Genomic DNA, 17,779 nt, shown 5'->3' with positions numbered 1-17,779 from the left:
GACCCTATCCCGAGGTATGCCCATGTTGCGTCGCCTGCTGCTCGTCTCCGCTCTGCTGTTCCTGGCGGCCTGCACCCGCGCGCCCCTGGTGACGCCCCAGGAGGTCTTTCCGGCGGATCGGGTGGAGAACGCCGCCGATGTCCGGCGCGCCATCGTCGACACCCTCGAACGCCGTGGCTGGAGCGTCGGCCAGGAGAGCCCCGGCCTGGTGGTCGCCAGCATCGTGGTGCGCGATCGCCACCAGGCCTGGATCGACATCCCCTACAGCACCAAGGGCTACCAGATCCGCTACCGCGACAGCGCCGGCCTCGACTACGACGGCGAGCGCATCCATCGCAACTACAACAAATGGGTCCAGCTGCTCGACGCAGACATCCGGCGGCAATTGCAGTTACCGGCCCCCGCAGCCGCCGCGGAGTGACCATCCGCGGCCTGCGCGATAGCACAGAACGCCGGTCCCACGGCTGACGGAGCGGGCGTTCCGGGTTAAACAGTCATCCCCACCACCACAAGGAAGTCACCATGCGTATCCTCACCTCCACCCTCGCCCTCACCCTGAGCCTGGCCGCGCTGCTGCCCGGCGCCGCCCAGGCCCGCGACACCACCCTGCAACTGCCCTTCGCCGAAGTCGTCCAGGAAGCCCTGGCCGCCAAGCGCCTGGATGGCAGCGTGAAGTTCTACCTGGCCGGCAACCCGGTGCCGGGCAAGGCCACGGTGGTCAACTCCAGCATCACCACCAACCAGAAGACCAACGCCTTCAACAAGACCGACGAGGTCGCCTGCCGCTGGGTGCTGCAATCGGCGCTGATCCGCCTGCAGGAAGCGGCCAAGGCCGCCGGTGCCAATGCGGTCACCGACATCACCAGCTACTACAAGAAGAACGAGTGGAGCGACCCCACCCGCTACGAGTGCCACGCCGGTGCCCTCATGGCCGGTGTCGCCCTCAAGGGCAAACTGGTCATCCTCAAGTAGATCGGAACGGCGGTGCGCTCGGGGAAGTCTGTGTAGAAACCCGCCCCGAGGCCGCCGCCATGCCCATGTTTCGCGTCCACTACCGCAAGGACGGCGAGTCCCGCCAGCTCGACCTCGAGCATCCGCAGGCCAGTCTCGCCCCGCACGAAGCCGCCCTGGCCGTGCTGGAACAGCTGCGCGCCGACGCCGAGAACAGCCTGGCCCTGCCGCCCGCCGATGCTCCCGCCGCGGCCATCCTGCGCCAGGCGGAGGTGCATGGATTGACGGATATCCGGGTGGAGCCGCTGGCTTCGTAGATTGGTGCTGAGCACAGCGAAGCCCAACGGGCGGGACTAGCGGTATCGGGCTACCCTCACCCCAGCCCTCTCCCCGAGGGAGAGGGGGCGGTCTGCTCCAGCGTGGGCTTGTGGGCGCATCGCCGTAGCGTGGAAAACGGCGCAGCCTTTTCCACTGACAGGCTCCGGTGCCAACGGTGGATAAGGCTGTGCCGTTGTCCACCCTACCTGCAGCGAAGCCCAACACACCGAACCTCAGCCCAAGAACAACCGGTACGCCGGATTCTCCGTCTCGTCCCAATAGCGATAGCCGATGGCATCCAGGGTCGCCAGCAGCTCTTCCCGCTCGGCTTGGCTGGCCTCCAGCCCCGCGAACACCCGCCCGTCCGCCGCGCCGTGGTTGCGGTAATGGAACATGCTGATGTTCCAGCGCCCGCCCAGCTTTTCGAGAAAGTCGAACAGCGCCCCGGGGCGCTCGGGGAATTCAAAGCGGAACACCTGCTCCTGGCCGACCCGCGCGGCATGGCCGCCCACGGTGTGGCGGATATGCAGCTTGGCCAGCTCGTTGTCGGTCAGGTCCAGCACCGGGAAACCCTGGTCGCGCAGGCCCTGGATGAGGGCGTCGCGCGGATCGCGCTGAGGATGGGTCTGGACGCCGACGAAGATGTGGGCCTCTTCGCCAGTGTGGTAGCGGTAATTGAATTCGGTGATCTGCCGCCGGCCCAGGGCCTCGCAGAAGGCACGAAAGCTGCCCGGCCGCTCGGGGATGGTCACGGCGATGATGGCTTCGCGCTGCTCGCCCAATTCGGCACGTTCGGCCACGTGTCTCAGCCGATCGAAATTGATGTTGGCGCCGGAGTCGATGGCCACCAGCACCTGGCCGCTCGAACCTTCCCGCTCGGCGTATTTCTTGATCCCCGCCACGCCCAGGGCGCCCGAGGGCTCGGTGATGGAGCGGGTATCGTCGTAGATGTCCTTGATCGCCGCGCAGATCTCGTCCGAGCTGACGGTAATCACCTCATCGACATAACGCCGGCAGATCTCGAAGGTGTGATGGCCGATCTGGGCCACGGCCACGCCGTCGGCGAACAGCCCCACCCGCGGCAAGACCACCCGCTCACCGGCGGCCATGGCCTGCTGCAGGCAGTTGGAATCGTCCGGTTCGACACCGATCACCCTGATCTCGGGGCGCAGGTATTTCACATAGGCGGCGATACCGGCGATCAGACCACCGCCCCCGACCGGGACGAAGATGGCATCCAGCCGACCAGGATGCTGGCGCAGGATCTCCATGGCCACGGTGCCCTGACCGGCGATGACGTCGGGATCATCGTAAGGCGGGACGAAGGTGTAACCCTGCTCCTCGACCAGGCGCAGCGCCTCGGCCAGGGCCTCGGGGAAGGCGTCGCCGTGCAGCACCACCTCGCCACCGCGCGATTGCACGCCGATGACCTTGAGCTCCGGCGTGGTGCGTGGCATCACGATGATCGCCCGCACGCCCAGTTCGCGCGCCGCCAGGGACAGGCCCTGGGCGTGGTTGCCGGCGCTGGCGGTGATCACGCCACGGGCCTTTTCGCTGGCCGAAAGGCTGGCCAGCTTGGTGTAGGCACCGCGGATCTTGAAGGAGAACACCGGCTGCAGATCTTCGCGCTTGAGCAGCACCTGGCAGCCCAGTCGTTCGGACAGCGCCCGCGCCGGTTGCAGGGGCGTTTCGATGGCCACGTCGTAGACGGGGGCGAGCAGGGTCTTCTTCACATAGTGTTCGAGCATCGGCGGAGCGATCCGGTGGGTGCGGCGGGGGCGAAAAGTCTACTACGGGCACCTCCGGGTGGGTTAGCCAGGCCGTCCGAGCGGCTATAATCGGCGACCCTCCACCCGTTTTCGCGGATACCCCCATGAATCAGGACCAGCTCAAGCAGGCCGTCGCCCAGGCCGCGGTCGACCTCATCCTCCCCCAGCTCTCCCGCGACAGCGTGGTCGGCGTGGGCACCGGCTCGACCGCCAACTTCTTCATCGACCTGCTGGCCAAGCACAAGCTGGAGTTCGATGGCGCCGTGGCCAGTTCCCAGGCCACCGCCGACCGGTTGAAAAGCCATGGCATCACCGTCTATGACCTCAACGGTGTCAGCGACCTGGAATTCTATGTGGACGGCGCCGACGAAGCCGACGGCCACCTCAATCTGATCAAGGGCGGCGGCGCGGCCCTGACCCGCGAGAAGATCGTCGCCGCCGTAGCACGCAAGTTCATCTGCATCGCCGACGCCAGCAAGCGCGTCGACGTCCTCGGCGAATTCCCGCTGCCGGTGGAAGTCATCCCCATGGCCCGCAGCCACGTGGCCCGCGAGCTGGTGAAACTGGGCGGCGACCCCGAGTACCGCGACGGCGTGGTGACCGACAACGGCAACGTCATCCTCGATGTGCACAATATGCACATCGTCGATCCGGTGGGCCTGGAAGCCAGGATCAACAACATCGTCGGCGTGGTCGCCAACGGCCTCTTCGCCGCCCGCCCGGCGGACGTGCTGCTCTTGGGCACCGCTCAGGGCGTGGAGCGGCTGGAGCGCAGCTGAGCCACCCGTAGCGTGGAAAACCGCGCCAGCGTTTTCCACAGGTGAGCTCATGCACGGCCAGTGGATAAGGCTACGCCGTTATCCACGCTACGGCGTTTATCGCGGCCATGGCGGTCCGCCGATGCGGCCGCTCCTACAAAAGCACGATATACCTGTAGGAGCGGTCGCTACGGCGCACCGGCATGGCCGCGATCATAGACACCACCTCACAAAAAAAGCCCCGGTCAGGCGAACCCGACCGGGGCTTTTTCATGCCACCTGGCAGCTTAGAACAGCACGCGGCAGCGGATGGTGCCCTTGACGTTCTGCAGCTTTTCCTGGGCCAGGTCGGAGTACTCGGCGTCGACGTCGATCACCACGTAGCCGACCTTCTCGTCGGTCTGCAGGTACTGACCGGAGATGTTGATGCCGCTCTCGGAGAAGACGCGGTTGATCTCCGACAGCACGCCCGGCACGTTCTGGTGGATGTGCAGCAGGCGGTGCTTGCCCGGGTGCGACGGCAGGGCCACTTCGGGGAAGTTGACCGAGGACACCGAGGTGCCGTTGTCGCTGTACTTGACCAGCTTCTCGGCCACTTCCAGGCCGATGTTGGCCTGGGCCTCGGCGGTGGAGCCACCGATGTGCGGGGTCAGGATGACATTGTCCAGGCCACGCAGCGGCGAGACGAATTCGTCGTTGTTGGAGCGCGGCTCCACCGGGAAGACGTCGATGGCGGCGCCGATCAGGTGCTCGTCCTTGATGGCGGCGGCCAGGGCGTCGAGGTCGACCACGGTGCCGCGGGCGGCGTTGATCAGGATGCCGCCCTTCTTGATCGCGCGGATCTCGCGCTCGCCGATCATCAGCTGGGTGGCGGGGGTTTCCGGCACGTGCAGGGTGACGATGTCGCTCATGCCGAGCAGTTCGGTCAGGGAGCCGACCTGCTGGGCGTTGCCCAGGGGCAGCTTGGTGATGACGTCATAGAAGAACACCTGCATGCCCAGGCCCTCGGCCAGGACCGACAGCTGGGTGCCGATGGAGCCGTAGCCGATGATGCCCAGCTTCTTGCCGCGGATCTCGAAGGAGTTGGCCGCGCTCTTGATCCAGCCGCCGCGGTGGCAGGAGGCGTTCTTGGCCGGGATGCCGCGCAGCAGCAGGATGGCCTCGGCCAGCACCAGCTCGGCCACCGAACGGGTGTTGGAATAGGGGGCGTTGAACACGGCGATGCCGCGCTCGCGGGCGGCCTGCAGGTCGACCTGGTTGGTGCCGATGCAGAAGCAGCCGACGGCGACCAGCTTCTTGGCGCAGTCGAACACCTCTTCGGTGAGCTGGGTGCGCGAGCGGATGCCGATGAAGTGGGCGTCGGCGATCTTTTCCTTGAGCTGGGCATCCGGCAGAGAGCTGGTGACGTACTCGATGTTGCTGTAACCCGCGGACTTGAGGATATCCACGGCGGACTGGTGGACGCCTTCCAGGAGAAGGAAGCGGATCTTGCTCTTGTCGAGGGAAGTCTTGCTCATCTGCGTTGAATCCAGAGTGTCCAGGGAGAAGGATGCCGGCGCGGCGCAGGCCAGGTCAGCCAGCGGCAAAGGGGTCGCTATCTTAGCATGAGCCACCGGATGCAGGTCCGGTTGCGACCTGAAGCTTTCTCAGGGCGACCATGAGCGCCTTGCGACCAGGACCGCGCCGCGGCCTCCGCTTTTGGTTAAGATCGCCAGCAGACGCCACTCACCAGGAGCACAAGATGGCCTACCAGCACCAGTACCTCGATGGCACCAAGATCCACTTCCCCCTGGGCAAGGTCGTCTGCATCGGCCGCAACTACGCCGAGCACGCCAAGGAGCTGAACAACCCGGTTCCCACCGAGCCCCTGCTGTTCATCAAGCCGGCCAGCTGCGTGGTGCCGGTGGCCGAGGGTTTCGCCATCCCCACCGATCAGGGTTCGGTGCACTACGAGGCCGAGATCGCCGTGCTGATCGGCAAGCCGCTGTCGAAGAAGCCGTCGGCCGAGGAAGTGCGCGACGCCATCTCCGGCTTCGCTCCCTCCCTGGACCTGACCCTCAGGGACGTGCAGAGCCGCCTCAAGGAAAAGGGCTATCCCTGGGAGATCGCCAAGAGCTTCGACGGCGCCTGCGTGCTCGCGCCCTTCGTGCCGGGCGATGCCTTCGAGGACCTGGCCGACATCCCGGTGCGCCTGACCATCAACGGCGAAGTGCGCCAGGACGGCAACAGTCGCGACATGCTCAACCCCATCCTGCCGCTGATCCAGACCATCGCCGGGCATTTCTCCCTGCAACCGGGCGACGTCATCCTCACCGGCACGCCGGTAGGTGTCGGACCTCTCAACGTGGGCGATGACCTGGTACTGGAGCTGCCGGACGTTAGCCGCTTCGAAACGCGCGTGCTATAACCCCGCCACCCACCGTCGCCTGGCCGGTGCCTGGCGACGGTGTGTCGGCACGGCCGCGACGCTCTAACAAGAAGCCGTCCGAGCCCGCATGTCCAGACTCCTCCGCCTCATCCTGTCGCGCCTCCTCCCCGCCTTCGTTTTGCTGGTGCTGATCGTCCTCACCTTCGTCTGGCACTGGAACGACCGGGCGCTGCTCTGGTGGCAGGAATACCGCACGCCGCCGGAAGTGCGCGCCCAGGCGGTCTGGCTGCCGGACTACCAGGCGGTGATCCAGGGCAAGCCGCTGCCGGGCCTGGCCGAGGCCGAGACCTCCGACCTCACCTACGATCCCCGTACCCGCACCCTCTTCGCCGTCACCGGCAGCACCCCCTATCTGGTGCAACTGAGCCTGACCGGCGACATCCTCAGACGCATCCCGATCCGCAACGTCTCCAACCTCGAAGGGGTGACCGCTCTGGAAGACGGGCGCCTGGCCATCGTCGACGAGCGCCAGCGGCGGCTATCGCTGTTCCAGCTGGCCGAAGACGCCCGCGAACTGGACGCCAACACCTTCGAACACCACGACCTGGGCTTTCCCGACGCCGGCAACAAGGGCTTCGAAGGCATCGCCTGGGATCCGCGGCACCAGCGACTGATCCTCAGCAAGGAACGCGATCCGGCCGCCCTCTTCACCCTGGCCAGCGACGGCCGCGGCGTCTCCGGCAACCTGCAGCCCTTTGCGCTCAAGCAGCTGGTAATCGACTATTCCGCGGTAGCGGTCGATCCGCGCACCGGTCACCTGCTGGCACTGTCCGACCAGTCCCACACCCTGGTGGAGCTGACCGCGGACGGCCAGCCGGTCAGCTTCATCAGCCTTAGAAGCGGCCTGCACGGTCTCAAGGCGACCATGGAGCAACCGGAAGGCGTGGCCCTCGACGAAGCCGGCAATCTCTACATGATTGGTGAACCCAATCTCTTTCACGTGTTTCACAAGGTGTCCGCCGCGGCGCAATGAGCGCCTATTCAGCTTGAATTCAGGGTCGCGCCCTTAGGCTGCGCGGCATTACCGCCTCAGGACCCTGTCGATGTTTCCGCTGTTTTCCCCTCGCACCCTGGGTGCCCTGCTGGGCGGGGCCCTGCTGCTGGCCCTGACCCTGGTGGCCCAGCAGCACCGGCTGTTCGAGCGGCTCTGGTTCAACGTCCAGAGCCAGCTCCAGGCCGAAAGCCGCCAGGCCCGCTCGCTGTGGCTGCCGGGCTACCGGGTCACCGTCGAGGCCAGGCCCATCGGCGACGGCATCACCGACGTCTCGGCGCTGAGCTTCGACCCCGACCGCCGCACCCTGGTCAGCGTCACCAACAAGCCGGCGCGCTTTCTCGAACTGGACCTGGACGGCCGCCTGCTGCGCCAGGTGGAGCTCAAGGGCTTCAGCGATCCGGAGGCCATCGAGTACATCGCCCCCGGCGTCTACATGATCAGCGAAGAGCGCCGTCAGCGACTGGTGCGGGTACGGATCGGTGCCGACACCCGGGTGGTGGACATCGACGACCGCCAGGTCAGTCACCCCTTCAGCCTCAGCGACGTGCAAAGCGACAACCGCGGCAACGAAGGCCTGGCCTACGACGCGGCGCGCGAGCGCTTCTTCGTCGCCAAGGAAAGCGATCCGGTGCGCATCTACGAGATCGAAGGTCTCGGCAGCGAAGCCTTCGAAGGTCTGCAGGCGCTGTCGCTGCGCACGGATCCGCAACGCGATCGCCGCCTGTTCGTGCGCGATCTTTCCAGCCTGCAATTCGACCCAGGCACCGGCCACCTGCTGGCGCTCTCGGATCAGTCGCGGCTGGTGCTGGAACTGGACGACGACGGCAAGCCGATCAGCTCGCTGTCACTGCTGCGCGGCCAGCACGGCCTGAATCGCAGCGTGCCCCAGGCCGAAGGCGTGGCCATGGACGACCAGGGCCGGCTGTATGTGGTCAGCGAGCCGAATCTGTTCTATCGGTTCGAGAAGCCGTGAGGTAGAGGCTCATCGCGGCCATGCCGGTGCGCCGTAGCGACCGCTCCTACAGGTGTTTCCTGATCCGTAGGAGCGGCCCATGGCCGCGATCAGTTCCTGGCCTTCCCTCACCTGGAGAGGAGTGGTTCCGCGCTAGCGGATGGCCTGGCGACAATGGAGCGAATCCGCCTTTGGCGCTAAAAACGAACGCCTGCTCCAACAGCCCCCTCTCCCCTCGGGAAAGGGGCGGGGTGAGGGCGCGCCTGGCACCTGATCTCCATGTGGAAAAGGCTGCGCCGTTTTCCACGCTACGCAGCCGGTGTTGAGCGCAGCGAAGCCCAACGGGCTGGAGTGGTTTCACCCTCACCCCAGCCCTCTCCCTGAGGGAGAGGGGGTGGTTCCGCGCTAGCGGATGGCCTGGCGACAATGGAGAGAATCTGCCTTTGGCGCTGGCAACGAACGCCTGCTCGAACAGCCCCCTCTCCCCTTGGGAGAGGGGGTGGTTCCGCGCTAGTGGATGGCGTGACGACAATGGAGCGAATCTGCCTTTGACGCTGGCAACGAACGCCTGCTCGAACAGCCCCCTCTCCCACCGGGAGAGGGTTGGGGTGAGGGCGCGCTTGGCACCTGATCTCCATGTGAAAAAGGCTGCGCCGTTTTCCACGCTACGCAGCCGGTGTTGGGCGCAGCGAAGCCCAACAGGCGGCAGCGGCTCGACCCTCACCCCAGCCCTCTCCCAAGGGGAGAGGGGGTCATCCAGTGCAGAGTTCGGCTCCTGAGCCCCGCCTACTCCCCCTGCTCGAACAACTCCTCCAGATAGCGCCGCGCATTGGCCACATAGACCTGGGCATTGGCTGCCAGCTGTGCCTGCTGGGCTTCGCTGAGGGCGCGGACCACCTTGGCCGGCGAGCCGAGCACCAGGGAGCCGTCGGGGATCACCGCGTTCTCGGTAACCAGGGCATTGGCGCCCACCAGGCAGTTGCGTCCGATGCGCGCGCCGTTGAGCACCACGGCGTGGATGCCGATCAGGCTGCCGTCGCCGATCTCGCAGCCATGCAGCATGGCCTGGTGGCCAACGGTGACGCCGCGCCCCAGGGTCAGCGGCGAGCCGGGATCGGTGTGCAGCACGGCGCCGTCCTGGACATTGCTGTCCGGACCGATGTGGATCAGCTCGTTGTCGCCACGCAGCACCGCGCCGAACCAGACACTGGCACCCTCGTCCAGGCGTACCTTGCCGATCACCGCGGCGGTGGGCGCGACCCAGCTCTGTGGATGGGACTCGACCCGCTGTTCTCCCAGGCGGTATTTCATGGTGTCGCTCCTCGTATTGTTGTCGTTGGCGGAACGCCCGATTGTTCGCCAGCGCGGGGCCTGGGTGCAATCGACGCCGACAGGAGCCCCTGCGTTGTTGCAAGTCATTCTCGATAGCGGAAGAATGCCAGGGGAACCTAAGCCCGTCCGACTGCGACGAATGACCACGGCCAGAACGCTGGGAAAGGCCCTCGGCCTTTGCAAAGCTGGCGGCCGCTGACCGCACCGTCCTTGTAACCGCAGCGTCAGCCGTCCCGGCCCAGGCCGGTTTCCCGAGACCACCGGAATCTGCGAGCGCCCGATGCGTACCACCTGGAAATTCCTGCTGCCCCTCGCCGTCACCGGACTGCTGGCGCTGCTGCCGGCTCCCGACGGCCTGCCCGTTCATGCCTGGCTGTACTTCGCCCTGTTCGCCGGCGTGGTGGTGGGGCTGATCCTCGAGCCCCTGCCCGGCGCGGTGATCGGCCTGATCGGCGTGGCCCTGGCGGCCCTGCTGGCGCCCTGGGTGCTGTTCAGTCCGGCGCAACTGGCCACCCCCGGCTTCCGGGCGCCCCAGGAGGCGCTGAAATGGGGCCTGGCGGGCTTTTCCAACAACACCGTCTGGCTGATCTTCAGTGCCTTCATGTTCGCCCTGGGCTACGAGAAGACCGGACTCGGGCGGCGCATCGCCCTGCTGCTGGTCAAGGCCATGGGTCGGCGGACCCTGACCCTGGGCTATGCGGTGATGCTGGCGGACCTGGCCCTGGCGCCCTTCACCCCGTCCAACACCGCACGCAGCGGCGGCACCGTCTACCCGGTGATCCGCAACCTGCCGCTGCTCTACGATTCCAAGCCCAACGACCCCAGCGCGCGGCGCATCGGCTCCTACCTGATGTGGGTGGCGATCTCCTCCACCTGCGTCACCAGCACCCTCTTCCTCACCGCCCTGGCGCCCAACCTGCTGGCCGCCGCCCTGATCGAGAAGACCGCCCAGGTGCACATCAGCTGGGGCCAGTGGTTCATCGCCGCCGCGCCCATGGGCATCCTCCTGCTGGCCCTGCTGCCGCTGCTGGCCTACTGGCTGTATCCGCCGGAGATCAAGCGCAACGACCAGGTGCCGCTGTGGGCGGCCAAGGAACTGGCCGCACTCGGCCCGCTGACGCGCGACGAAAAGCTGCTGCTGGCCCTGGTGATCGGTGCCCTGGCGCTGTGGATCTTCGGCGCCGCCTGGGCCGATCCGGCGCTGGTGGGCATCCTGGTGATCGTGCTGATGTTGCTGCTCAAGGTCATCACCTGGAACGACGCCCTGGGCAACAAGGCCGCCTGGAACACCTTCGCCTGGTTCGCCACCCTGGTGGCCCTGGCCGATGGCCTGACCCGGGTCGGCTTCGTCGCCTGGTTCGGCCAGTGGGTCGCCGGCCATCTGGGCGGCTTCCATGCCGGCACCGCCATGGTGGTGCTGGTGGTGGTCTTCTTTCTCGCCCACTACCTCTTCGCCAGCTCCACCGCCCACACCACCGCGCTGCTGCCGGTGATGCTGGCCGCCGGCATGGGCATCCCCGGCATCGACCTGCCGGTGTTCGCCCTGCTGCTCGGTACCTCCCTGGGGCTGATGGGCGTCATCACCCCCTACGGCACCGGGCCGAGCCCGGTGTACTACGGCAGCGGCTACCTGCCCAGCGCCGACTACTGGCGGCTGGGGACGATCTTCGGGGCGCTGTTCCTGCTGGTACTGCTGGGGATCGGGGTGCCGTGGATCATGATGGTGGCGTGAGGGGGGCAGGTTGGGCTTTAAGTGCCCAATGCCCGGGCTGTGGTGACCCTGGCGGATCGGCGTAGGTTGGGTTGAGCGATAGCGAAGCCCAACGGATTAGGGTTATGGGTGCCCTAGCTGTTTATCGAGTGCTCTGAGGGCTTTTGTTTCGCCCACCCGGGCGAGTCACTTTTGCCAGTCGCGGCAAAAGTAACCAAAAACGCTGTCCCCACGTTTCGGCCCTCCGCTGCGCTCCGGGTCCCCTCGCTCCGGCGCCGCTCCGGGGGCTCGGCACGAAGGGGCCTCCTGCCCCTCGCGCCTTGCTCGGCGTCCTGCCTCGCATACCCCCTCTGCGACACCTGCACTCGGCCTCACTGACGGGGCGGGGCGCAAGCCTGGGAATTCGGAGTTCAGAGTTCGTAGCGTGGAAAACCGCGCAGCGTTTTCCACTGTTGGGCGCCGACACCATCAGTGGACAAGGCTTCGCCGTTGTCCACGCTACGAGTTACGGGTTATTCAACCAACACTTTCAGGCTGGCGAATCGCCCCGTTCAGAAGGGCGAACGCCAGTGTCGTGGAGTGGGTCGAGCCGCAGGGATGCGGCGAGAGGTCCAGTGGGCCATGGACGGCCCATCTCGACCGACCCCGGAACGGCGCTGGCGTGAGCGGACCCGGAGCGCAGCGCAGGGCCGGATGTCCGGGGCAAGCGCTTTTGGTTACTTTTGTTCGGGACGCGTAGTCCGGGGCGCGCAGCCGCGATTGGCAAAAATGACTCGCCCGGGTGAGCGAAACAAAAATCATCAGCAAACCACGATAAACAGCCAGGTCACCCATAACCCTAATCCGTTGGGCCTCGCTATCGCTCAACCCACCCCACTTTCCAAATTTCCCCTTCCACCCGACCTTTTGCTTAGGGACCTAAGCATCCCTTCGGCGTAGAATCCACATTCTTAGTGTGCTTTCGATAACACCCGCAGAGGTCGTCATGTCCCACCGTATTCGCCACCCCGGTTTCGCCGCCAAGCGCCAGAGCGCCGAGCAGGCCGCGCAGTTCATTCGTCACGGCATGACCGTGGGCATGAGCGGCTTCACCGGGGCCGGTTATCCCAAGGCCGTGCCCGGTGCCCTGGCCCAGCGCATCACCGCCAGTCACGGCGCCGGCGAGCCCTTTCGCATCAAGGTGCTGACCGGCGCGTCCACCGCACCGGAGCTGGACGGCGCCCTGGCGCGGGTCGATGGCATCGAGTTGCGGGTGCCCTTCCAGTCCGATCCGGAGCTCCGTAGCCGCATCAACGCTGGCGGCCTGGACTACATGGACATCCACCTGGGCCAGCTGGCGGAAAAGGTCCGCTATGGCTTCTTCGGCAAGATCGACGTGGCCGTGGTGGAGATCGCCGCCATTCGCGAAGACGGGCTGCTGGTGCCCTCCTCCTCGGTGGGCAACAACAAGACCTGGCTGGACATGGCCGATGCGGTGATCCTCGAGGTCAATCGCTGGCAGCCCGACGCCCTGGACGGCATGCACGACATCTACACCGACGGCGCCCTGCCGCCCCACCGCACGCCGATTCCACTGGCGCACCCCGGCGACCGCATCGGCTCGCCCTATCTGGAAGTGCCGCTGGACAAGGTGGTGGCCGTGGTGGAGACCGATGCCCCCGACCGCAACAGCCCGTTCAAGGCACCGGACGCCGCCTCCCAGGCCATCGCCACGCACCTGCTGGACTTCCTCCGCTTCGAAGTCCGCCAGGGGCGCATCCCGGCCAATCTGCTGCCCATCCAGTCGGGGGTCGGCAACATCGCCAACGCCTTCATGCAGGGCCTGGCCGAGAGCGAGTTCGAGGGGCTGACCGCCTTCACCGAGGTGATCCAGGACGGCATGCTGGAACTGCTCATCAGCGGCAAGATGGAGCTGGCCTCGGCCACCTCCTTCTCCCTGAGCCCGGCGGGCATCGAACGCTTCGTCGAGCACGCCGAGTCGCTGCGCAAGCGCATCATCCTGCGCCAGCAGGGGGTCAGCAATCACCCGGAACTGGTGCGGCGGCTGGGTTGCATCGCCCTCAACGGCATGCTCGAAGCCGACCTCTATGGCAACGTCAACTCCACTCACCAGATGGGCACGGGGATGATGAACGGCATCGGCGGCTCCGGCGACTTCGCCCGCAACGCCTATCTGTCGGTGTTCATGGCGCCGAGCACCGCCAAGAACGGGCTGATCTCGACCCTGGTGCCCATGGTCAGCCACGTCGACCACACCGAGCACGATGTCTCGGTGATCGTCACCGACCAGGGCCTGGCCGACCTGCGCATGCTCAGTCCCAAGCAGCGCGCCCGGGCCATCCTCGAGCACTGCGTGCACCCGAGTTTCCGTCCGGCGCTGGCGGATTACTTCGAGCGCGCCCTGGCCGGCAGCCACGGCAAGCACACCCCGCACCTGCTGCCCGAGGCGCTGGCCTGGCACGAGCGCTACTTGGTCACCGGCAGCATGCTCGGCCCCGCTGCCCAGGAAGCCCACGACTGAAAGGCAAGGCGCCCGAGGCCTCTCGGGCGCCCTTTCGCTCCGCCATCCCTGCCGTCCGTCGCCCATCTGCAACTAATTGTGACTTTTTGCCAGCGCGCTGTGTAAAAAGCTGCCTTGTCGGATTCCCAGCCGACATTCCGGGTGATAAAAGACGTGAAATCTCTGAGCAATGTCCTTGATCTGCAAGGGGCATTGCCGTTCGCGGTTGTTCTAACCCCGCCCCCTTTTCGAGAGCTGCCACCGTGAAGATCTGTCATCAACTTGCCGGCCTGTTGCTGGCTGGCTTGGTCGGGCTGAGTCCGGCCGTCCTGGCCCAGACCCCACCGAAGGTCAAGGCCGCGGCCGCCGCCACCGCCCAGCGCCTGGCCTCGAACCACGCCCTGGTCGTCGACCTCAAGACCAACCAGGTGCTGTTTTCCCAGAATCCCGACCAGGTCGCCCCCATCGCTTCGGTGACCAAGCTGATGACCGCCATGGTGGTGCTCGATGCCCGGCTGCCGCTGGAGCAGACCATCGACATCGACATCAGCGAGAATCCGGCCATGCGCGGCATCTTCTCGCGGGTGCGCCTGGGCAGCCAGCTGACCCGTCGCGACATGCTGCAACTGGCGCTGATGTCCTCGGAAAACCGCGCCGCCACCAGCCTTGCCCACCACTATCCGGGTGGCCAGCGGGCCTTCGTCGCCGCCATGAATGCCAAGGCCCGTGCCCTGGGCATGAGAAACACCCGCTACGCCGAGCCCACCGGCCTGTCGCCGCTGAACGTCTCCACCGCGCGTGACCTGGTCACCCTGCTCAAGGCCACCGAGCACTATCCGCTGCTCGGCCAGCTCAGCACCACCCCGGAAAAGACCCAGGCCTTCCACAATCCCAACTATGTGCTGGGCTTTCGCAACACCAACCACCTGGTCTACAACGCCGACTGGAGCGTGCAGCTGACCAAGACCGGCTACACCGACAAGGCCGGTCACTGCCTGGTGATGCGCACCGTGATGGCCGGTCGTCCGGTGGCCTTCGTGGTGATGGACGCCTTTGGCAAGTTCACCCACATGGCCGACGCCACCCGCGTCCGCCGCTGGCTGGAAACCGGCGCGCTGAGCCCTCTGCCGGGCGCGCCCAAGGCCGGTCGCAGCACGGTGCTGGCCCGCCAGTAAGCCCTGCCTGAGCCCACCCCGAAGCCGCGTCTCGACGCGGCTTTTTCTTGCCCGGCGCCTTTCCGCGGGTCGGATACCGGGCGCCGCGCCTGGCGGGATCGGCGGCGGGCGACAATAGTTGTCTCAAGCGCTGGAGACCGCAGTACCGGCACGCCCCCACGCCAAGAGGTGTCCCGATGAAGCCCACCCTGTCGCGTCGCCAAGTCCTCCAGTGCGCCTGCTGCCTGCCGCTGGCCGCCGCCCTGGCACCCCTGGCCCTGCCCGCCCTGGCGGCCCCGACCAAGGCCCACACCACCCTCACCGCCGAGCAGGCCCTGCAACGGCTGATCGACGGCAACCAGGGCTTCATGGACGACCAGCCGCTGCACGGGGAAACCAATCGCGACCGGCGCCTGGCGATCGCCAAGGGCCAGACGCCCTTCTGCGTGCTGGTGTCCTGCTCGGATTCGCGGGTCTCGCCGGAACTGCTGTTCGGGCGCGGCCTGGGCGAGCTGTTTATCGTGCGCAACGCCGGCAATACCCTGGACACCACCGCCCTGGGCTCGGTGGAGTACGCCATCAGCCAGCTGGGGGTGCCGCTGATCGTGGTGATGGGCCACGAGAAGTGCGGCGCGGTGGAGGCCGCGGTGGCGGTGGTGGAGCAGAACGCCCTCTATCCCGGTGCCATCGGCGCCATGATCGAACCCATCCTGCCGGCAGTGCTCAGCGCCCGGGTCGGCAACCCGCCGGATCTGCTGGAAGCGGCGGTGCGCAGCAACGTGCAACGCACGGTCAGGCGGCTGCGCGCAGCCTCCGAGCCGACTCTGCTCGCGCCGCAACAGAAGGGCCAGGTCAAGGTGGTGGGCGCCTACTACACCCTGGAAAACGGCCACGTGGATTTCTTCGACGTCTGAGGCGGGCACCCCCGGCGTCAGCCGCGGTCTAGGGCTGTATCCCCCGCCTGGAACGCCCCATGAGCAAAGACGCAATCGCCCACGAGTACTACGAGACCGTCACCGGCCGCTGCTGGCTGGATGACGTGCGCGAATGGCGCCGCCTGCAGGCCGAAGCCCAGGCCGCCGCGGATCGCTACCTGGCCTGCCCGGAGGATCTCGAGGCACCCGAACGCCTGCGCCTGGAACAGACCTGGCGCACCAGCAACGAGGAGGCCGGCGCCTTCTGGCAGCGCATGTGGTCGAATCTGGATCGTCAGTGAGGGTGCGCGGCTTCAGGTAGCCCTGGCGAGCAGCGCCAGCAGGCCTTCGGGTACCAGCCGACAGCTGTCGTCGAAGGAATCGAGTGAGCGCCAGGTAGCCATAAAGGCTTCACCATCGCTCTCCTGACCGGGCAGCTCCGCCTGAGCATAATGCTGCCGATCGGCAAAATCGGCGGCGTAGACCAGCACCACCTCGTGGCCCGGCCGTCCCGCGTAGCTGAACAGCGACTCCAGGGTGCCCAGCAGCCTGACCTCGGTCAGCTCGACGCCCAGTTCTTCGCGGATCTCGCGGCGCACCGCCGCCTGGCTGGTTTCGCCGAACTCCACGCCACCGCCCAGGGGCCGACAGAAGCGTTGGCCATCATGCGGATCCTGCGTCTCACGCACCAGGATGCGGTCGTCCTGACGCAGGATGCAGAGCGCCAGGACGCGGATCTGACCGCCCATTACACCAGCCCTTCCGCCTTCAACTCGCTCTTGAGGTAGGCGTAGTACACCGGCGCCGCCACCAGCCCGGGCAGGCCGAAGGCCGCCTCGAACACCAGCATGGCCACCAGCAATTCCCAGGAGCGGGCGCTGATCTGGCCGCCGACGATGCGGGCGTTGAGGAAATATTCCAGCTTGTGGATGGCGATCAGGTAGCCCAGCGCCGCCACCGCGACCCAGATCGACAGCGACAGGCCGGCGATGAAGATCAGGGTGTTGGACATCAGGTTGCCTATCACCGGCAGCAGGCCGAGGATGAAGGTGAGGATCACCAGGGTCTTGGCCAGCGGCAGGTGGACGTCGAACAGCGGCAGCACGCCGAGCAGGAAGATGCCGGTCAGGGTGGTGTTGAGCAGCGAGATCTTGATCTGGGCGAAGACGATGTTGCGAAAGGCCTGGGCCACCAGGCCGAGACGCACCAGCAGCGCGCCGGACAGCGGCCTCAGGCGCTCGGGATCGGGGGTGGGCTGCAGGGCGACGATGGCGCCGAGGATCATGCCGATCAGCACGATGACAAAGGTCCGCGCCGCATCGCGACCGAACAGCTGCAGTTGCGCCACATGGGCGCGCACCCATTCCACCAGCTCCTGCTTCATGCTGTCGGCGTTGGCCGGCAGGTAGGCGTCCAGCGAGGGCGGCAACTGGGCGCGGGCGCGCTCGGTGAGCACCATGAACTTGTCCAGCAGCCGTCCGGGGTTCTGCACCTCCTGGATGATGAAGCTGGTGAACCAGACGAAGAACAGCGTCAGCAGGCTCACCACCAGGGTGCCGAGCAGGGCCACGGCGAGCCAGCGCGCGCCCCCGCCGGGCAGATGACGCTGCAGGCGCCCGGCCAGGGTGTTGACCAGTTCGTACACCAGCAGCCCGGCCAGCAGGCTGGGCAGGAGCTTGAGCGGGAGAACCAGATAGAGCGCGGTGAAGACGATGATCCAGCTGGCCAAGATGGCCTGGCGTTGCGTGAAGGCGTACATAGATTACCGGCGGCAGAATCCCTGCCCGCAGTCTGACAGTCTGCCGCCTCGCCGCCCAGCCTAGTGTGGTGTTTCAAAAGTTATCTACGCAATTTTGCCGGCGCTTTTTGTCCTTGGACGTCGTTGCCCCTCCTCGCCATAGCCCTGCTATGACTCGTCCCGGCGCCTCGCCCACAAACAAAAATCACTCGCCAATTCTTGCGCGAACTTCTGAAACACCACACTGGACCACGAAGAAA

Annotated in this window: 17 protein-coding genes; 12 read left to right on the top strand and 5 right to left on the bottom strand. The window is 66.4% G+C overall.

Annotation, left to right across the window (positions count from 1 at the left end; all coding sequences use genetic code 11):
* Nucleotides 1-22: 22 nt before the first annotated feature.
* The 3 genes from DBY63_RS23115 (at nt 23) to DBY63_RS23105 (ending at nt 1,268) form a co-directional block, all read left to right on the top strand.
* Nucleotides 23-421 (top strand): hypothetical protein, encoded by a 399-nt coding sequence (locus DBY63_RS23115; RefSeq protein WP_108582922.1) that lies wholly within the window; start codon nt 23-25, stop codon nt 419-421.
* 101 nt (nt 422-522) lie between these two features.
* Nucleotides 523-972, top strand: coding sequence for a hypothetical protein (locus tag DBY63_RS23110; RefSeq protein WP_007161066.1), 450 nt, complete (start codon nt 523-525; stop codon nt 970-972).
* Nucleotides 973-1,031: 59 nt separating this feature from the next.
* Entirely contained in the window at nt 1,032-1,268 is a 237-nt protein-coding gene (locus tag DBY63_RS23105) for a hypothetical protein (RefSeq protein WP_027599954.1), read from the top strand.
* A 234-nt stretch (nt 1,269-1,502) separates the two neighbouring features.
* On the opposite strand, the gene ilvA is transcribed toward DBY63_RS23105, so the two are convergent.
* A complete protein-coding gene (ilvA, locus tag DBY63_RS23100) occupies nt 1,503-3,029 on the bottom strand; it encodes a threonine ammonia-lyase, biosynthetic (protein WP_305890890.1) in 1,527 nt (508 codons plus the stop codon).
* Between the two features lie 113 nt (nt 3,030-3,142).
* Between ilvA and rpiA the strand changes: the two genes are divergently transcribed.
* On the top strand, nt 3,143-3,817 hold the full coding sequence (gene rpiA, locus DBY63_RS23095) for a ribose-5-phosphate isomerase RpiA (protein ID WP_027598763.1): 675 nt from the start codon (nt 3,143-3,145) through the stop codon (nt 3,815-3,817).
* A 266-nt stretch (nt 3,818-4,083) separates the two neighbouring features.
* Here the strand turns inward: rpiA and serA are convergent, their stop codons facing one another.
* Nucleotides 4,084-5,313: a phosphoglycerate dehydrogenase gene (gene serA, locus DBY63_RS23090; RefSeq protein WP_027598764.1), complete on the bottom strand. Its 1,230-nt coding sequence runs from the start codon at nt 5,311-5,313 to the stop codon at nt 4,084-4,086.
* A gap of 224 nt (nt 5,314-5,537) precedes the next feature.
* Between serA and DBY63_RS23085 the strand changes: the two genes are divergently transcribed.
* The 3 genes from DBY63_RS23085 to DBY63_RS23075 all read left to right on the top strand — a co-directional run bounded on the left by DBY63_RS23085 (nt 5,538) and on the right by DBY63_RS23075 (nt 8,191).
* On the top strand, nt 5,538-6,203 hold the full coding sequence (locus tag DBY63_RS23085) for a fumarylacetoacetate hydrolase family protein (protein ID WP_027598765.1): 666 nt from the start codon (nt 5,538-5,540) through the stop codon (nt 6,201-6,203).
* 88 nt (nt 6,204-6,291) lie between these two features.
* Nucleotides 6,292-7,197 (top strand): SdiA-regulated domain-containing protein, encoded by a 906-nt coding sequence (locus DBY63_RS23080; RefSeq protein ID WP_108582920.1) that lies wholly within the window; start codon nt 6,292-6,294, stop codon nt 7,195-7,197.
* Between the two features lie 70 nt (nt 7,198-7,267).
* Nucleotides 7,268-8,191: an SdiA-regulated domain-containing protein gene (locus DBY63_RS23075; protein WP_108582919.1), complete on the top strand. Its 924-nt coding sequence runs from the start codon at nt 7,268-7,270 to the stop codon at nt 8,189-8,191.
* Nucleotides 8,192-8,956: 765 nt separating this feature from the next.
* Here the strand turns inward: DBY63_RS23075 and DBY63_RS23070 are convergent.
* Nucleotides 8,957-9,481, bottom strand: a complete 525-nt coding sequence (locus DBY63_RS23070) for a gamma carbonic anhydrase family protein (RefSeq protein WP_108582918.1) — start codon at nt 9,479-9,481, stop codon at nt 8,957-8,959.
* 301 nt (nt 9,482-9,782) lie between these two features.
* Here DBY63_RS23070 and DBY63_RS23065 point away from each other — a divergent pair, with 301 nt between their 5' ends.
* From DBY63_RS23065 to DBY63_RS23045, 5 genes are all read left to right on the top strand, one after another.
* Nucleotides 9,783-11,234, top strand: a complete 1,452-nt coding sequence (locus DBY63_RS23065; protein WP_108582917.1) for an anion permease — start codon at nt 9,783-9,785, stop codon at nt 11,232-11,234.
* Nucleotides 11,235-12,198: 964 nt separating this feature from the next.
* Nucleotides 12,199-13,734 (top strand): acetyl-CoA hydrolase/transferase family protein, encoded by a 1,536-nt coding sequence (locus DBY63_RS23060; protein ID WP_042137459.1) that lies wholly within the window; start codon nt 12,199-12,201, stop codon nt 13,732-13,734.
* A 248-nt stretch (nt 13,735-13,982) separates the two neighbouring features.
* Nucleotides 13,983-14,888: a D-alanyl-D-alanine endopeptidase gene (gene pbpG, locus DBY63_RS23055; protein ID WP_027598771.1), complete on the top strand. Its 906-nt coding sequence runs from the start codon at nt 13,983-13,985 to the stop codon at nt 14,886-14,888.
* A 176-nt stretch (nt 14,889-15,064) separates the two neighbouring features.
* Nucleotides 15,065-15,781, top strand: a complete 717-nt coding sequence (locus tag DBY63_RS23050; RefSeq protein WP_027598772.1) for a carbonic anhydrase — start codon at nt 15,065-15,067, stop codon at nt 15,779-15,781.
* 59 nt (nt 15,782-15,840) lie between these two features.
* Nucleotides 15,841-16,083 (top strand): hypothetical protein, encoded by a 243-nt coding sequence (locus DBY63_RS23045; protein ID WP_042137455.1) that lies wholly within the window; start codon nt 15,841-15,843, stop codon nt 16,081-16,083.
* A gap of 12 nt (nt 16,084-16,095) precedes the next feature.
* On the opposite strand, the gene DBY63_RS23040 is transcribed toward DBY63_RS23045, so the two are convergent.
* Nucleotides 16,096-16,530: an NUDIX hydrolase gene (locus DBY63_RS23040; protein WP_108582916.1), complete on the bottom strand. Its 435-nt coding sequence runs from the start codon at nt 16,528-16,530 to the stop codon at nt 16,096-16,098.
* On the bottom strand, nt 16,530-17,540 hold the full coding sequence (locus DBY63_RS23035; protein ID WP_007161081.1) for an AI-2E family transporter: 1,011 nt from the start codon (nt 17,538-17,540) through the stop codon (nt 16,530-16,532). The genes DBY63_RS23040 and DBY63_RS23035 overlap by 1 nt, the downstream gene beginning before the upstream one ends.
* Between the last annotated feature and the right edge of the window lie 239 nt (nt 17,541-17,779).

The organism is Pseudomonas sp. RIT411, from assembly GCF_003057735.2.
Taxonomy (GTDB): Bacteria; Pseudomonadota; Gammaproteobacteria; order Pseudomonadales; family Pseudomonadaceae; genus Chryseomonas; species Chryseomonas oryzihabitans.
Note: the sequence above shows the minus strand (reverse complement) of the source record. Positions and strands in the feature narration are given on the sequence as shown.

Bases quoted from the DNA above. Each gene is read 5' to 3' on its own strand.
- DBY63_RS23035 (WP_007161081.1), bottom strand. From the start codon at position 17,540: ATGTACGCCTTCACGCAACGCCAGGCCATCTTGGCCAGCTGGATCATC.
- DBY63_RS23085 (WP_027598765.1), top strand. From the start codon at position 5,538: ATGGCCTACCAGCACCAGTACCTCGATGGCACCAAGATCCACTTCCCC.
- DBY63_RS23110 (WP_007161066.1), top strand. From the start codon at position 523: ATGCGTATCCTCACCTCCACCCTCGCCCTCACCCTGAGCCTGGCCGCG.
- DBY63_RS23060 (WP_042137459.1), top strand. From the start codon at position 12,199: ATGTCCCACCGTATTCGCCACCCCGGTTTCGCCGCCAAGCGCCAGAGC.
- DBY63_RS23040 (WP_108582916.1), bottom strand. From the start codon at position 16,530: ATGGGCGGTCAGATCCGCGTCCTGGCGCTCTGCATCCTGCGTCAGGAC.
- DBY63_RS23065 (WP_108582917.1), top strand. From the start codon at position 9,783: ATGCGTACCACCTGGAAATTCCTGCTGCCCCTCGCCGTCACCGGACTG.
- DBY63_RS23045 (WP_042137455.1), top strand. From the start codon at position 15,841: ATGAGCAAAGACGCAATCGCCCACGAGTACTACGAGACCGTCACCGGC.
- DBY63_RS23080 (WP_108582920.1), top strand. From the start codon at position 6,292: ATGTCCAGACTCCTCCGCCTCATCCTGTCGCGCCTCCTCCCCGCCTTC.
- DBY63_RS23075 (WP_108582919.1), top strand. From the start codon at position 7,268: ATGTTTCCGCTGTTTTCCCCTCGCACCCTGGGTGCCCTGCTGGGCGGG.
- DBY63_RS23070 (WP_108582918.1), bottom strand. From the start codon at position 9,481: ATGAAATACCGCCTGGGAGAACAGCGGGTCGAGTCCCATCCACAGAGC.
- serA (WP_027598764.1), bottom strand. From the start codon at position 5,313: ATGAGCAAGACTTCCCTCGACAAGAGCAAGATCCGCTTCCTTCTCCTG.
- DBY63_RS23105 (WP_027599954.1), top strand. From the start codon at position 1,032: ATGCCCATGTTTCGCGTCCACTACCGCAAGGACGGCGAGTCCCGCCAG.
- DBY63_RS23115 (WP_108582922.1), top strand. From the start codon at position 23: ATGTTGCGTCGCCTGCTGCTCGTCTCCGCTCTGCTGTTCCTGGCGGCC.
- DBY63_RS23050 (WP_027598772.1), top strand. From the start codon at position 15,065: ATGAAGCCCACCCTGTCGCGTCGCCAAGTCCTCCAGTGCGCCTGCTGC.
- rpiA (WP_027598763.1), top strand. From the start codon at position 3,143: ATGAATCAGGACCAGCTCAAGCAGGCCGTCGCCCAGGCCGCGGTCGAC.